Consider the following 13509-nt stretch of genomic DNA (forward strand, 5'->3'; position numbering starts at 1 on the left):
ATAATTTATCCTAAATGGCTTATAGCCTATTGGATACTATTCCCTGGGACCATTATTCCCATACAATAAACATACTGCCCCATGTGAGTCCTGCTCCGAAACCTGATAAAATAATCTTGTCTCCGGGCTTTAGCTTTTCTTTTGCATCAGCAAGCGCTATTGGAATACTAGCGGCTGAGGTATTACCATACTTGTGTAAATTCTTAAAAAATTTCTCATTATCTACATCTAGTTTTTTCGCTACACTATCCATGATCCTAGCATTTGCTTGATGTAAAATGAACAAATCTATATCTTGCGGCGTATAACCGGTATCAGCTAAAACATTTTGTATATTCTGTGGAACAGCTGTTGTTGCAAATTTATAAACTTCTCTGCCATTCATCTGCATATACTTTTGAGTATTTTGTGTCTCATTAAACTTATTAGGCTCAGTTAGACTTGGCAGTGTAATAAGGTCGCTTCCGTCCCCATCGCTAGCTGTTAAAATCTTAATCACTTTATTTTCATTTGATCTTGCATAAACAGCAGCACCTGCGCCATCTGCAAAAAGCACACAGGTATTTCTATCTTCCCAGTCAACAGTCTTACTGAGCACTTCTGCACCTATTACTAGTGCATGCTTATAATTGCCTTGATGAATAAGACTTACTGCGACTTCTGAGGCAAAGATAAAACCACTGCATGCTGCTGCAAGGTCAAAACAAGTGGCATTTTTAATACCTAGTCTTTGTGCTACACAACAAGCTGTGCTTGGCATTGTATAATCTGGGGTTACTGTTGCAACAATAACTAAATCTATTGCATCAGCATTTAGGCCGCTGTCTGTAAGCGCATGCTGTGCAGCTGAGGCTGCTAAGTCAGTTGTGGTTTCTCCTGTTGAGATATGTCTGGATTTTATGCCTGTTCGCGATTCAATCCACTCATCTGATGTATCAATAAATTTAGCGATATCATCATTAGATACTTCAAGTTCTGGCACTGCTTTACCTAGGCCACTTATTTTTACTCCATACATGTCTTTGATCTCCTATATGGTTATTTTGTAATATCGTACTGCTCTCTAAAAAATTCAGTTAAGCGCTTAAGTGATTCAATAAGTATATTATTATCTTCTTCTGACATGCCGTCTACTATACTTTTAACCATCGTCGCATGAAAACTTTCATGTAATCTATGGGCAAGTTTCCCTTTATTTGTCAGTGTAATCACTACAAATCGTCTGTCGTCTTGAGCATGATTTCTAAGAACATACTCTTTTTTTACAAGACGATTAATAGTAGTTGTAAGCGTCCCTACAGTAATGCCTAACTGGCTTGCTACTTCAGTCATTGTCCTTGGTGCAAAGCCAATTGCCTCTATAACATGTAACTCTGTCATCGTTAAGTCATTAAACGGCCCACTATCAAGGGCTGCTTTTTCAATTGTAAGTATATCATTAAACAAATTTACAAGCAGTTCATTGACTACTTCTATAGAGTTTTGCAAGCCCATCTCCTCCAACCGTAAACTTTGAATATAGAATATTTTGTTTATCAAAGTATTTTACATCCAAAGTATATCCCACTTAATCCCATTTTGTCAAGTTTGATTGTTAAAGTATTTTCTATTGACATTCTTTTGCCACAATAATATACTTTGATTATCAAACAATTTATTTTGATTTTCAAAGTATACTATCGAGGTGATTGAATTATGTCTTCTAAAAAATTAAACATCGGACATCTAATGCCGTCTTTTCCTGTCATTCAAGGAGGTATGGGAATTGGTATTTCTCTTAGCTCTCTTGCTGGCCATGTGGCAAAATGTGGTGGGATCGGCATTCTTTCTGGCGTACAAATAGGCTTTAGAGAATCTGATTTTATAGCTAATACATTGGGCGCTAACTTAAGAGCTCTTGAGAAAGAAATTGCAAATGCGCGTACAATAGCTCCAAATGGTATTATAGGTGTCAACTTAATGGTAGCTATGAAAAATTATGCTGAACTTGTCAAAAAAGCTGTAAGCTGTAAAATTGACCTTATTATATCTGGTGCAGGTCTTCCTTTAGACCTACCTGGGCTTGTACAAGGAAGTTCTACACAAATTGCCCCTATTGTATCTTCTGGAAAAGCTGCTAGCGTCATTTGTCGCATGTGGGATAAGAGGTATCAGTATGCACCTGATTGTATCGTAGTTGAAGGGCCTCTTGCTGGTGGACATCTCGGCTTTTCACCTGATGATGTTTCTAAGGAAGAAAATGTACTTGATATTGTAAATGATGTTAAAAAAATAGCTTCTGAATATGAAGCAAAATATCATAAATCAATTCCTGTTATCGCAGCTGGAGGTATTTATACAGGTGAAGATGTAGCCCATGCTCTTGCAAATGGTGCTGATGGTGTGCAAATGGGAACGCGTTTTGTCACCACTTATGAATGTGATGCCCCTCTTATTTATAAGGAAGCTTATATGAATGCCCGTAAAGAGGATATAGGTATTATAAAAAGTCCTGTGGGTATGCCTGGCCGAGCCATTCTTAATGGTTTTATTAAAAATCCCCCAGGAAATGACAGCTGTCTATATGATTGTATCCATAAATGTGGTATAGTAGACATTCCTTATTGCATATCTAGTGCACTTATAGCTGCTGCCACAGGGGATACCGAGAATGCCCTTTTGTTCTGTGGCAGTAATGCTTATAAGGCGACTCATCTAGAACATGTAAAAGATGTTTTCAAAGAAATAGAAGCAGCGCTTGCTTAACACAAAAAGCCATAAATTGACCCAGAATGTCAATTTATGGCTTTTTGTGGCTCTATTAGGTGATAATTTTCTGATAGCATACAAGATCAAGCCACCTATCAAACTTATACCCAACTTCTTTGTAATGTGCACACTTCTTATAACAATGTTTCTCAAATAGTGCTATACTTCCTGTATTTTCACCACATATAAGACCTATAAGTGTATGAAGTTTTTTTGTTTTTGCACGACCTTCTATAAAAAGGAGTGCCAAAGAACCAATCCCTCGTCCTTCATACCCATGTTTCAAATAAATGGTTACCTCTGCTGTCTGATCAAAAGCTTCTCTTGTTTTATACTGTGTAAGTACCACATAGCCGCATATAACGCCTGCATATTTGATAACGTATCCTTCATATTTAGAATGATTAAATATAACTAACTCTCTCATTTCATCTTTTGATATTTCTCTTTTATGAAATGTTGCTGTTGAATGATTGATATAGTAAAGATAAATAGCTCTTACTTCATCTATATGTTCTTCACTAATCATTTCAAATGTACATTGCTCCATAACTTTCGCTTCCCTCTTTAAAAACATAAATACTATTTTATATGTTTTGAAATTACCTCTGCATATTAGCAAATTTAGTATATTGTCCAAGCCAAACAAGTTCTACGGTTCCTGTTGGACCATTTCTTTGCTTAGCAATAATAACTTCACCTATATTTTTCTTATCTGTATCAGGATGATAGTATTCATCTCTATAAAGAAACATAACCACATCGGCATCCTGTTCTATTGCGCCCGATTCTCTCAGGTCAGAAAGCATAGGTCTATGATCTGCTCTAGCTTCACATGCACGCGAAAGCTGAGATAATGCTATGACCGGTGCCCCCATCTCCCTGGCAAGCGCTTTAAGTGATCTGGATATTTCAGATATCTCCTGCTGTCTTGAATCCCCCTTTGAATTACCACTCATGAGCTGAAGGTAGTCAATCATAATAAGGTCAAGTCCTTTTTCCATCTTTAATCTCCGACACTTGGCTCTCATTTCCATTACTGTGATACCTGGTGTATCATCTATATAAATACTAGAGGATGCAATATTTGGAATACATCTTGCAAGTCTATCCCAGTCCTCTTTTTCCAGTGCGCCTGTACGTGCTTTTTGTGAATCAACCATTGCTTCTGCACATAACATACGGCTTACAAGCTGATCCTTTGACATTTCCAGACTAAATACGGCTACACCTTTTTTATGTTTAATACCTGCTGTTTGGATGATATTAAGTGCAAAAGCCGTTTTACCCATTGATGGTCTTGCGGCTACTAAAATAAGATCTGATGGCTGCAAGCCTGCAGTCTTATAATCTAAATCGATAAACCCTGTAGGCACCCCAGTTACGCCACCTTTTGTTTGATGCGCTTGTTCAATTTTATCAATAGACTGTATTACTATTTGATTAATATGTGAAAAATCTTCTGTACGTTTGTTTTGTATGATATCAAAGATTTGTTTTTCTGCAAATCCCATAATATCATCAATCGTTTCTTCACCCTCATAGCCCTTGGCTGTAATTTCATTACTTGCTTTAATAAGCCTTCGAAGAACAGCCTTTTCTTCTACAATTTTGGAGTATTGCTTAATATGTGCCGATGTCGGAACGATACTCGCCAGTTCTGCTATATAATTAAGTCCTCCGACTTGTTCTAATACGCCTTTTTGAACAAGCTTATCTTGAATTGTGATCAAGTCGATCGGACTGCCATTTGTATAGAGTTCCATAATGGCTGCAAAAATTTGCTCATGATCAGGCCTATAGAAATTACCAGGCGTTAACATTTCACTGGCTACCACTACGGCTTCATGGTCCATAATCATAGCCCCTAAAACAGATTGTTCAGCCTCTATGCTATGTGGAGGAATCCTCAGGTGTTGCATCTCTTCCATAGACTATTCCTCTCCTTCATTTCTTAAGTCTTTAGTCTTTATGCCTGAACAATTGAAACAGTGACACTGGCAGTTACTTGTGGGTGCAATTTAATAGCGATAGTTTGAGTTCCAAGTGACTTAATGCCTTCTTTTAATTGGATTTTTTTCTTATCGATATCAAGACCAAGTTCTTTTTTAATTGTTTCTGCTATTTCTTTTGAAGTTACAGAACCAAATATTTTGCCGCCTTCACCTGTCTTAAGCGCAAGCTTAATTTCTTTCTCTTTAAGTTTAGCTTCAATTTGCTTAGCTTCATCAAGTTCCGCTTGTTTTTTCTTGTCCATAGCGTTTTGTTCTAATTTCCTTTGATTAAGATTAACCGCACTTGCTTCTACTGCAAGCCCTTTGGGAAGCAAAGCATTACGCGCATAGCCGTCTTTGACCTCTAAGATATCCCCTTTTTTACCTACTTTTTTTACATCTTGTGTTAAAATAATTTTCATTTGGATTCACCTTCCTCAAAATATTTATTCATAGCTTCTTTTAATTTTACTTTAGCCTCAAGTGGTGTGATATCTTTAAGCTGAGCACCTGCCACACTTAAATGTCCGCCACCTCCAAGAAGCTCCATTACACGCTGCACATTCACATCATATAAAGACCTTGCACTAATCATAACATAATCGTCTTTACTTGTTATAACAAAAGACGCTTCTATCCCTTTAATATTAAGCAGTTCGTCTGCGACCTGCGCTGCTACAATAGGCGCATGTGGTATTTTGCCGTCTACCTCTGATACCGCAATATTAGGATGCCACATCTCTGCGTCCTTAATCGCAGCAGCTCTTGCTTTATAAAAATCCATATCATTTTGAAAAAGCATACGTACTCTACTACTATCAGCGCCATTTCTTCTTAAAAATGCTGCCGCTTCAAAAGTTCTTACCCCTGCTTTAAATACAAAGTTTTTAGTATCAATTGTAATACCTGCTAAAAGAGCATCTGCTTCTATTTGTGTAAGCTTAATCTTATCTGTGAGATAGTTAAGAATTTCTGCTATCATCTCACAGGTTGAAGAGATAAAAGGCTCTAAATAAGTAAGTACGGCATCTTCAATAAAGTCTGTGCTTTTTCTATGATGATCAAATATAACAACCTTCTCTGCCACTTCTAAAATCTCAGGTGCTTCTAAGTAGCTCGTTCTGTGTACATCTACAATCACTAAAAGTGTATCTTTCTTTATTTCATCCTGGGCAATATCATGAGATATAAATAAATCTTCATATTCATTAGATTCTAGTATTCTATTATACAGTGCCTGTATTGCAAAGGTAGGTTCATCTAATATAATATGCGCTTTTTTACCCATAATAGCTGCTGCTCTATAAACACCCATAGCTGCACCTAAACAATCCATATCAATCCCTTTGTGTCCCATAATATAGACTTTGTCAGCTTCATGTAAAAGCTCTTTAAAGGCATATGCTTTTATCCTGACTTTAACTCGTGTACTTTTTTCTACTTCTTTTGTTTTACCGCCATAAAAAGTATATTTATCACTATTTTTAATAACTGCCTGGTCCCCGCCTCTTCCTTGTGCGAGGTCAAATGCAGCTCTTGCATCTTCTCTTGAGGCATTAAGCGAACTCAGATTATAACCAATACCTATACTTATTGTAACAGGGAGCTCGTTTCCAACTTGTATGTGCCTTAATTCATCTAAAATATCAAACTTTCTTTCCTGCATGTTTTCTAATTCTTTTCTATTAAAAACCATCAAATATTTATCTCTTTCAAATTTTGTAACAACAACTTCTCTTTCTTTAAACCACAAGTTAATTTTTCTATCTATTATAGCCATAAGCATAGGCCTTCTTACTTCTTCTATACTATGCATAATTTCTTCAAAACTATCTATACATACATACCCTAGCATACATCTTTGATCTCTGATCATCTTCTTTAAAAGGTTGGTTTCCGTATGATCTATAAAGTATAGTACAAACATGTGTGACTGCTTATCTTCTACTTTCGTAAATGCCTCAACAAGCATATTATATTCTTTTGTTTTTATTTTTATAGCTTTTTCATAAGTACTTTGAGCTATTGTAAACTCATTAGGTTTAATATCTTGTACTATGTTTTTTATATTTTTTCCTACAAGTTCATTAACTTCACACATAGTCAAAAAAGCCTTATTTGCCCACTTTATACTCCCTGAATACTCTATAACAGCTACAGGGATCTGAACATTAGAAAACATGGTGTTCTTGAGTGTAGAAAGTTCTTCTGCTTCTTTGATTATGCGTTCTTTTAATGTATTTTGCAGCTTTTTTTCAAAAATAATGGACCCTATTAAAAGAAGGGCAAATAAAACCGAACTAACAATGCCTGCACTATTATTAGCTATAGAAAATACGCCTACTAATATGCCAATACTCATAAATACTTGGGAAAACTTTAATATCCTCATTGTATAAGAAAAACTACTATTTGTTTTATCTCTCATATCTATTTCCTTTCCCCGAATCAAACTATAATTTGAGCTTTCCTATAATTAAAAAGAGTATCAAAACATCCAAACATCATTAAGATATTAGTTGGCATTATAAGTAGTATAAATAATATCATGTAACCTAGAACTTTAAATGCATTATGCACCGTAGCTCTTCTTAAAAGTACAATAATCGAAATGATTCCCATAACCTGCATCAAATTTTGCAGGAAAAAGAGTACATTAAGTGACAAAATAGATGTGATATCATTTACCTGGTTACGTGATAAAGGTATTATCATTGCAATAAAAAGAATAAGTACAGCTATTTTAGATAATTTAAAATTAAATAACTGCTTTAAGCTAAGTAGCTTCGTTCCCTTACTTCTTAGTACTATATTTAATAAAATAACTTGAATGCTGCTCAAAAAAACGCCTGCAGTTAATATTAATGCTGGATAAACTTTTTTTATTGTATCTGTTATAGCTGTAATAAGTTCTTTCATAATACTTTGCTCTAAAATATTCTCCGTTGAAGCTGGTCGTGCTATCGTTTCTAAAACATTAAAGTATACGCCTTTAATCTCATCTACTAATAAAATAAATTGTGCCTCATAATCGATCCCTAAAGACTTCATAACACCTAAGTATATAAAAATAGCACCTGCAACACTAATTGAAACATACATGATCATATTAGGCAATGGTACTTCTTTTTTATAAAAGAATGCTGCAGCATAAGCTGGTATGCTAACACTAATTATATAAATTAAAACACTTTGTACACTGTTTGTTAAGAGATAAATGCCAATAATAATAGCTATATTAAATAGAAAGTCTACCCCTTGTGTTAATTGTTTTTTTATAAGGTATACAGCAAGTGGTGCTGAAAGAATAGGAAATAATATAATGCCACCTGTATGATAAATACCTAGACGAGCTAATAAGACATAAACAAGCATCATCATTAAAATGAATATAATGCTTTTTGAATTCTGCTTCATGTATCAGTATACCTCCTAATCTACATATAGCTTATATGAAATTCATGTTTTTTTATTATACCATATAAATTGGTTTTAATTCTAGTATCCATTATGTTTATACTCACTTTTTAAAATATAGAAAAAAACACTACCTGTTAAGGTAGTGGTGTGCATGTGTGTGTGCTTATTTATTCTATCTATAAGTTGTAAATCCGTTCAATAAAAATTAATCTTGTGTATATGGTAAAAGTGCTATATGTCTTGCACGTTTGATCGCAACTGTAAGTTTACGTTGTGCTTTAGCAGAGTTACCTGTTATTCTTCTAGGAAGAATTTTTCCTCTTTCAGAGATAAACTTTTTAAGTGTATTGATATCTTTATAATTTATCTTTTTAATATTATCACCAGCAAATTGATTGACTTTACGTCTTCTGCGGTTATGTCTTTTTTGCATTGCCATTGTATTGTTCCCTCCTTCACTTTAATAAGTAATAGTTAATTAAAATGGTAAATCATCATCTTCTTCGATTTGAGTCGGCATAAAGCCTTCTACTGAATTGCCTGAAGAGGGAGCTGTTCCTGGTGAGCTTATAGGTGAATCTACCATTACACCTCGGGATTCTGAAGATGTTCTGCTTTCTGCAAAATGTTGTTCTTCTGCCACTACATCTACTGATGTATGTTTAACTTTCTGCTGATCTTCCCAAGTGTTAACTTGTAGTCTTCCAACAATAGAAACCATTTGTCCCTTTCTAAAGAACTTTTCTGCAAATTCTCCAGCCTTTCCAAATGATACAATATTAAAAAAATCTACATCCTGTTCACCTTGTCTGGCAAATTGTCTTCTAACAGCTAGTCCATATCTTGCAACTGCAACAGGTGTTGCAGACTGTGAGTAACGCACTTCCGGATCTCTTGTTAAGCGTCCCATTAATATTACTTTATTCATACTCAAACCCCTTCTTTCAGGTAATTATACTATTTATCTTCGAGAGATATGATTAAATAACGAAGAACTGGTTCCATAATGTTAATTCTGCTTTCTACTTCTGCTGGAGTAGAAGTCTCTCCATTAAATTGGATGAAATAGTAAAACCCTTCTTTTTGTTTGTCGATTTCATAAGCAAGTTTTCTTTTGCCCCAATCGTCTACGTTTTTGATTTCTCCACCAAAACGTACAATAAGATCTTTTACTTTTTCAAGTGTTCCTAACTTTTCTTCTTCGCTTAATGTTGAAAACAACACAATTGCTAATTCGTAATTTTTCATACTAGCACCTCCTTTTGGACATTGGCCCTATATCTTTAGTTTTGTATAGAGCAAGGAATCATTACAGTTAATAATCATACCATAAAGTCGCCTATAAAACAAGCTTTTTATCTTTAAAACTTAAATTACTCTAAAAAGCTCATCTATTGTGTTTTTATATTTCTAAGTACTTTTTTTACATTTTTCTCAAACTTTTCTCGTGGTATCATGATTAAATGATTACAATGAAGGCAGCGCAATTTGAAGTCCACACCCACTCTTAGTACTTCCCATTCATTTGTACCACATGGATGTGGCTTCTTCATTTGCACTACATCTCCAACTAGATAGTTCATTTTATACCCTCCTTTGTTTTGTTCCCATATTTTTAAGAAAATATACACTTTAATATCTTTTTTTGAATTATTGAATAGTGTTTGTTAATATGCCGATATTTTCTATTTCAATAACGACTTCATCGCCTTTTACCACAGGACCTATGCCTGATGGGGTACCTGTAAGTATAACGTCCCCCGGAAGAAGTGTCATGACCTGTGAAATATAGCTAACTAAATAATAGACATCAAAAATAAGATTCTTAGTATGTGAATGTTGTTTAAGAACACCATTCACATAAGTCTTAATTTCTAAATGCTGGGGATCTAAATCAGTTTCTATTACAGGGCCTAATGGTAAAAATGTATCAAAAGACTTACATATGCTCCATTGCCCATCAGGTTTTTGTAAATCCCTAGCTGTTACATCATTTGCACAAGTATACCCTAATATATAGTCTCTGGCTTCTTCTTGACTGATGTTTTTTGCAGCCTTTTTAATGATAACTGCAAGTTCACACTCATAATCTACTCTATTTGACATCTTAGGATAGATTATGCTTTCATTATGAGCTATTACGGTTGTAGGCGGCTTCAGAAATACAACAGGCTCCTTAGGAAGGGTTAGTTTCATTTCTCTCGCATGATCTGAGTAATTTAAGCCTACACAAACAGCTTTTGAAGGTACACAAGGGGGTAATATTTTAACATCATTTAAATGAAAGACCTGCTCATCTACTCGTATTTGATCATGATCTAGTATTCCTGTATAATGCTTGCCATTTGTTTCAAAACGTATAAGTTTCATATATTCCCTCCATTTAATTACTACCTTTAGTTAACTTTAACTTCTAAATGCGTTAAAACCTCTCAATTTTAAAATATATAACATTTTTTGATCGACGGCTCTAATCTTTATAGGTATTATATCACATCCTGTCTTTGTAACAAACTATATGTAATTTTAAGAATAAATATGAATTGTAAAAATATGTTATTAACAAAATCTCATTAACCATGTATAATAGATCTATCAAATTGAAACCTAGGATGGTGATTATATGAAAGGTACGGTAGTATCCACTTGGATGAAAACTTGCAAAAAGCTCTATGGTGATTCTATTATCCAAAAAGCTATGTCCAGTGTGGGTTGGGATCAAAACAAGATTTTCTCACCTATTGAAAATGTAGATGATGATACTGTAAAAAATGTTATTAAGCGTATATCAGAACAAATAAATGTACCCGTTTCAGAGTTATGGAAAATTATTGGCAAAGACAATATATTAGCATTCCATGCAGATTTCCCTTCTTTTTTTAAGCAGCCTAATATGTATTCTTTTTTAAGATCACTTTTTGACATACATGTTATGATGACTAAGAAATTTTCTGGTGCTAAACCACCTTTAGTTTCTATCAAGCCTATATCTAGTACAGAGGCTGTATTTACATATCAATCTCAAAGAGGCATGTTCGATTATTTTTATGGTTTGCTTGAAGGATGTATTGAATTTTTTAATGAAAAAGTCCAAGTTGAGGAACTAGAAAGAAAATCTGATTACTTAGCTGTTAAGCTTATCTTTTCAGAAAATATTTACTATCATAAAAAGTATCTTTTTAATAATCTTCTATCATTTGGCTTCGTTAGAAGTATTCCTATTAAGGCCGGTATCTTTGTAGGTTTATGCAATCTTATACTTTTTACGCCCATTGTAGGCGTTCAGCTCTGGTATAAAGCGGGGGGCCTCGCTATTGGAAGTGCGATAATCGCATCTTTAACAATCGCTTTATTATTACGGCCTAAAAAAGAGTTAGAAGAGGAACTGGAAAAGTTAATTGAAAATAATTATTTAAATGATGCTAAAGTTTCAACACATGATTTCTTTGAAGATCTTTATAATAGAATGAATAGCTATAAACAAGTTATCCAAAAAGATTTTGTCGGTTTTAAAGGTGTGACAGACGAAATGGAGACCTTTGTAAAAAATATTAATACGATTTCTGATAATATGTTAGAAACTTCGACTGAAATTGCTGATGTGGTAGAACAAGTTGCTATGGGGGCTGTATCACAGGCCGAAAATACAACTGAGGCTGCATCTGTACTCAGTGATAATATAAAGATTCTCAGACAAATTGTTAAAAATGAAGATACTAATAAAGAAGAACTCTCAGTCGCAATGAAAAAGATTGACAGCAGCCACCAAAATGTGACCCTTACAAGTCAAAATATCTTTAATACACTTAATCATTTCACTATGATTAATAAGAAGAGTGAATATCTTCATCAGCAGGCTCATAATATTACGAGTATCGTAGGTATGGTATCAAGTATTGCTGAACAAACTAATTTACTTGCACTTAATGCATCTATTGAAGCTGCTAGAGCTGGTGAAGAAGGCCGTGGCTTCGCTGTTGTAGCAGAAGCTGTAAGAAAACTTGCTGAACAATCTAAAGGTGCTGTTAATGAAATTAATAACCATCTTGATCAATTTGTAGCAGAAATTAATAGTTTTGTTGAAGCACTTCAAAAAGAATATATTTCTTTAGAAACTGAAACTAAAAGTTTAGAAAATGTAAAAAATATTAGTTCTGAAGCTAATGAAGCTATTCAAAAAGTCTCTTCTTCTATGCTGCAGACAATCGTTGAATTGAAAAATGATGCTGACGGTATTTCTATAGCTTTCAATAATATAGAATCCTTAGCTGCTATTGCTGAAGAAAATTCCGCATCTTCCGAAGAAGTAAGTGCTAATGTAACTAAATATACAAGTGAAATTAACAAACTTATTTACCATATACATGATTTTAGAAATATAACTGACTACTTTAAAACAGAATTAGGCAAGTATAAGCTATAAGAAAAAAGATCTCCCAGAAGCTGATTAATAGCTGCTTCTGGGAGATCTTTTTTATAAAGGCGGCAACCAGATTTGAACTGGTGGTGAAGGTGTTGCAGACCTCTGCCTTACCACTTGGCTATGCCGCCATAAATATAACCCTATATTACTATATGCATCTTCATTTTTAATTATTCTTTCTCCATATTATGATTGACTTGGCTACTATATAAAAAAGCCATAGTCTATTAAATAGAAAAGAAATAAAAAAGAGCTTAGAAATAATCTAAACTCTTTTGTAAGGCGGCAACCAGATTTGAACTGGTGAATGAAGGTGTTGCAGACCTTTGCCTTACCACTTGGCTATGCCGCCGTAAACTTTGGCAACCACCTACTCTCCCGGTCCGTCTCCAGACAAGTACCATCGGCCGATTTAGTCTTAACCTACGTGTTCGGTATGGGAACGGGTGTGTCCCTAAATCGCATCGTCACCAAAATGACCCATAGGGGAATCGAACCCCTGTTACCGCCGTGAAAGGGCGGTGTCTTGACCGCTTGACCAATGGGCCTTACAAGTCTCAAGTTACTTATGAGACTTTAAACTCCCCGAGTAGGGTTCGAACCTACGACCCTTCGGTTAACAGCCGAATGCTCTGCCGCTGAGCTATCGAGGAATATGAATACTAGAGAATAGCGTTCTTTGCTATTGAACAACGTTTTGTGTTGGAGAATAGTGTTTTTTGCTATTTGTACTCACAAAACTAAACACAATCAAATTATTTTTCATTTAACCGTTTTAAGTGATTTATTGTCACTTGTTTTTTAGGTCAAACCCTCGAACCGTTAGTATTGGTCACCTACATGTATTACTACACTTACAGCTCCAACCTATCAACCTCATAGTCTCTAAGGGGTCTTACTCCATTTCTGGATGGGAAGTCTTAT

14 protein-coding genes, 4 tRNA genes and 2 rRNA genes are annotated in these 13509 nt (G+C 34.7%); 2 read left to right on the forward strand and 18 right to left on the reverse strand.

The window, feature by feature from the left end; all coding sequences use genetic code 11:
- Nucleotides 1-52: 52 nt before the first annotated feature.
- Together BN3326_RS20940 and BN3326_RS20945 are read right to left on the reverse strand one after the other, a co-directional pair.
- On the reverse strand, nt 53-1018 hold the full coding sequence (locus BN3326_RS20940) for a beta-ketoacyl-ACP synthase III (RefSeq protein ID WP_070001182.1): 966 nt from the start codon (nt 1016-1018) through the stop codon (nt 53-55).
- Between the two features lie 20 nt (nt 1019-1038).
- A complete protein-coding gene (locus tag BN3326_RS20945; protein ID WP_141722967.1) occupies nt 1039-1488 on the reverse strand; it encodes a MarR family winged helix-turn-helix transcriptional regulator in 450 nt (149 codons plus the stop codon).
- A 207-nt stretch (nt 1489-1695) separates the two neighbouring features.
- Here BN3326_RS20945 and BN3326_RS20950 point away from each other — a divergent pair, with 207 nt between their 5' ends.
- Nucleotides 1696-2745, forward strand: coding sequence for an NAD(P)H-dependent flavin oxidoreductase (locus BN3326_RS20950; RefSeq protein ID WP_070001184.1), 1050 nt, complete (start codon nt 1696-1698; stop codon nt 2743-2745).
- A 55-nt stretch (nt 2746-2800) separates the two neighbouring features.
- Here the strand turns inward: BN3326_RS20950 and BN3326_RS20955 are convergent, their stop codons facing one another.
- The 10 genes from BN3326_RS20955 to BN3326_RS21000 form a co-directional block, all read right to left on the reverse strand.
- A complete protein-coding gene (locus BN3326_RS20955) occupies nt 2801-3298 on the reverse strand; it encodes a GNAT family N-acetyltransferase (RefSeq protein WP_070001185.1) in 498 nt (165 codons plus the stop codon).
- Between the two features lie 52 nt (nt 3299-3350).
- A complete protein-coding gene (gene dnaB, locus BN3326_RS20960) occupies nt 3351-4679 on the reverse strand; it encodes a replicative DNA helicase (RefSeq protein WP_070001186.1) in 1329 nt (442 codons plus the stop codon).
- A gap of 38 nt (nt 4680-4717) precedes the next feature.
- Nucleotides 4718-5164, reverse strand: a complete 447-nt coding sequence (gene rplI, locus BN3326_RS20965) for a 50S ribosomal protein L9 (protein ID WP_070001187.1) — start codon at nt 5162-5164, stop codon at nt 4718-4720.
- Nucleotides 5161-7170, reverse strand: coding sequence for a DHH family phosphoesterase (locus BN3326_RS20970; protein ID WP_070001188.1), 2010 nt, complete (start codon nt 7168-7170; stop codon nt 5161-5163). Before BN3326_RS20970 ends, rplI begins: the two co-directional genes overlap by 4 nt.
- Nucleotides 7171-7190: 20 nt before the next feature.
- Nucleotides 7191-8159 carry a DUF2232 domain-containing protein gene (locus BN3326_RS20975; protein ID WP_070001189.1) on the reverse strand — a complete coding sequence of 323 codons (969 nt, stop codon included), beginning with the start codon at nt 8157-8159 and terminating at the stop codon, nt 7191-7193.
- A gap of 208 nt (nt 8160-8367) precedes the next feature.
- Nucleotides 8368-8601 (reverse strand): 30S ribosomal protein S18, encoded by a 234-nt coding sequence (gene rpsR, locus BN3326_RS20980; protein WP_070001190.1) that lies wholly within the window; start codon nt 8599-8601, stop codon nt 8368-8370.
- Nucleotides 8602-8640: 39 nt separating this feature from the next.
- Nucleotides 8641-9090 carry a single-stranded DNA-binding protein gene (locus BN3326_RS20985; protein WP_070001191.1) on the reverse strand — a complete coding sequence of 150 codons (450 nt, stop codon included), beginning with the start codon at nt 9088-9090 and terminating at the stop codon, nt 8641-8643.
- Nucleotides 9091-9119: 29 nt separating this feature from the next.
- Nucleotides 9120-9410 (reverse strand): 30S ribosomal protein S6, encoded by a 291-nt coding sequence (gene rpsF / locus BN3326_RS20990; protein ID WP_070001192.1) that lies wholly within the window; start codon nt 9408-9410, stop codon nt 9120-9122.
- 143 nt (nt 9411-9553) lie between these two features.
- Nucleotides 9554-9745: a DUF951 domain-containing protein gene (locus BN3326_RS20995; RefSeq protein ID WP_070001193.1), complete on the reverse strand. Its 192-nt coding sequence runs from the start codon at nt 9743-9745 to the stop codon at nt 9554-9556.
- Nucleotides 9746-9812: 67 nt separating this feature from the next.
- Nucleotides 9813-10532 (reverse strand): fumarylacetoacetate hydrolase family protein, encoded by a 720-nt coding sequence (locus BN3326_RS21000; protein WP_070001194.1) that lies wholly within the window; start codon nt 10530-10532, stop codon nt 9813-9815.
- 253 nt (nt 10533-10785) lie between these two features.
- On the opposite strand from BN3326_RS21000, the gene BN3326_RS21005 reads away from it, so the two are divergent.
- A complete protein-coding gene (locus tag BN3326_RS21005) occupies nt 10786-12585 on the forward strand; it encodes a heme NO-binding domain-containing protein (RefSeq protein ID WP_070001195.1) in 1800 nt (599 codons plus the stop codon).
- Nucleotides 12586-12642: 57 nt separating this feature from the next.
- Here the strand turns inward: BN3326_RS21005 and BN3326_RS21010 are convergent.
- The 6 genes from BN3326_RS21010 to BN3326_RS21035 form a co-directional block, all read right to left on the reverse strand.
- Nucleotides 12643-12713: transfer RNA gene (locus tag BN3326_RS21010), tRNA-Cys, on the reverse strand.
- 152 nt (nt 12714-12865) lie between these two features.
- Nucleotides 12866-12937, reverse strand: a tRNA-Cys gene (locus BN3326_RS21015).
- A gap of 5 nt (nt 12938-12942) precedes the next feature.
- Nucleotides 12943-13060, reverse strand: a 5S ribosomal RNA gene (gene rrf / locus BN3326_RS21020).
- Nucleotide 13061: 1 nt separating this feature from the next.
- Nucleotides 13062-13133 (reverse strand) — tRNA-Glu (locus BN3326_RS21025).
- A gap of 33 nt (nt 13134-13166) precedes the next feature.
- Nucleotides 13167-13238: transfer RNA gene (locus tag BN3326_RS21030), tRNA-Asn, on the reverse strand.
- A 149-nt stretch (nt 13239-13387) separates the two neighbouring features.
- A 23S ribosomal RNA gene (locus BN3326_RS21035) occupies nt 13388-13509 on the reverse strand; the annotation flags it as partial.

Origin of the sequence: Cellulosilyticum sp. I15G10I2 (assembly GCF_900095725.1) — a bacterium.
Classification (GTDB): Bacteria; Bacillota; Clostridia; order Lachnospirales; family Cellulosilyticaceae; genus FMMP01.

Bases quoted from the DNA above. Each gene is read 5' to 3' on its own strand.
- BN3326_RS20975 (WP_070001189.1), bottom strand. From the start codon at position 8,159: ATGAAGCAGAATTCAAAAAGCATTATATTCATTTTAATGATGATGCTT.
- BN3326_RS20950 (WP_070001184.1), top strand. From the start codon at position 1,696: ATGTCTTCTAAAAAATTAAACATCGGACATCTAATGCCGTCTTTTCCT.
- BN3326_RS21005 (WP_070001195.1), top strand. From the start codon at position 10,786: ATGAAAGGTACGGTAGTATCCACTTGGATGAAAACTTGCAAAAAGCTC.
- BN3326_RS20940 (WP_070001182.1), bottom strand. From the start codon at position 1,018: ATGTATGGAGTAAAAATAAGTGGCCTAGGTAAAGCAGTGCCAGAACTT.
- rplI (WP_070001187.1), bottom strand. From the start codon at position 5,164: ATGAAAATTATTTTAACACAAGATGTAAAAAAAGTAGGTAAAAAAGGG.
- BN3326_RS20955 (WP_070001185.1), bottom strand. From the start codon at position 3,298: ATGGAGCAATGTACATTTGAAATGATTAGTGAAGAACATATAGATGAA.
- rpsR (WP_070001190.1), bottom strand. From the start codon at position 8,601: ATGGCAATGCAAAAAAGACATAACCGCAGAAGACGTAAAGTCAATCAA.
- BN3326_RS20995 (WP_070001193.1), bottom strand. From the start codon at position 9,745: ATGAACTATCTAGTTGGAGATGTAGTGCAAATGAAGAAGCCACATCCA.
- rpsF (WP_070001192.1), bottom strand. From the start codon at position 9,410: ATGAAAAATTACGAATTAGCAATTGTGTTGTTTTCAACATTAAGCGAA.
- BN3326_RS20970 (WP_070001188.1), bottom strand. From the start codon at position 7,170: ATGAGAGATAAAACAAATAGTAGTTTTTCTTATACAATGAGGATATTA.
- BN3326_RS21000 (WP_070001194.1), bottom strand. From the start codon at position 10,532: ATGAAACTTATACGTTTTGAAACAAATGGCAAGCATTATACAGGAATA.
- BN3326_RS20985 (WP_070001191.1), bottom strand. From the start codon at position 9,090: ATGAATAAAGTAATATTAATGGGACGCTTAACAAGAGATCCGGAAGTG.
- dnaB (WP_070001186.1), bottom strand. From the start codon at position 4,679: ATGGAAGAGATGCAACACCTGAGGATTCCTCCACATAGCATAGAGGCT.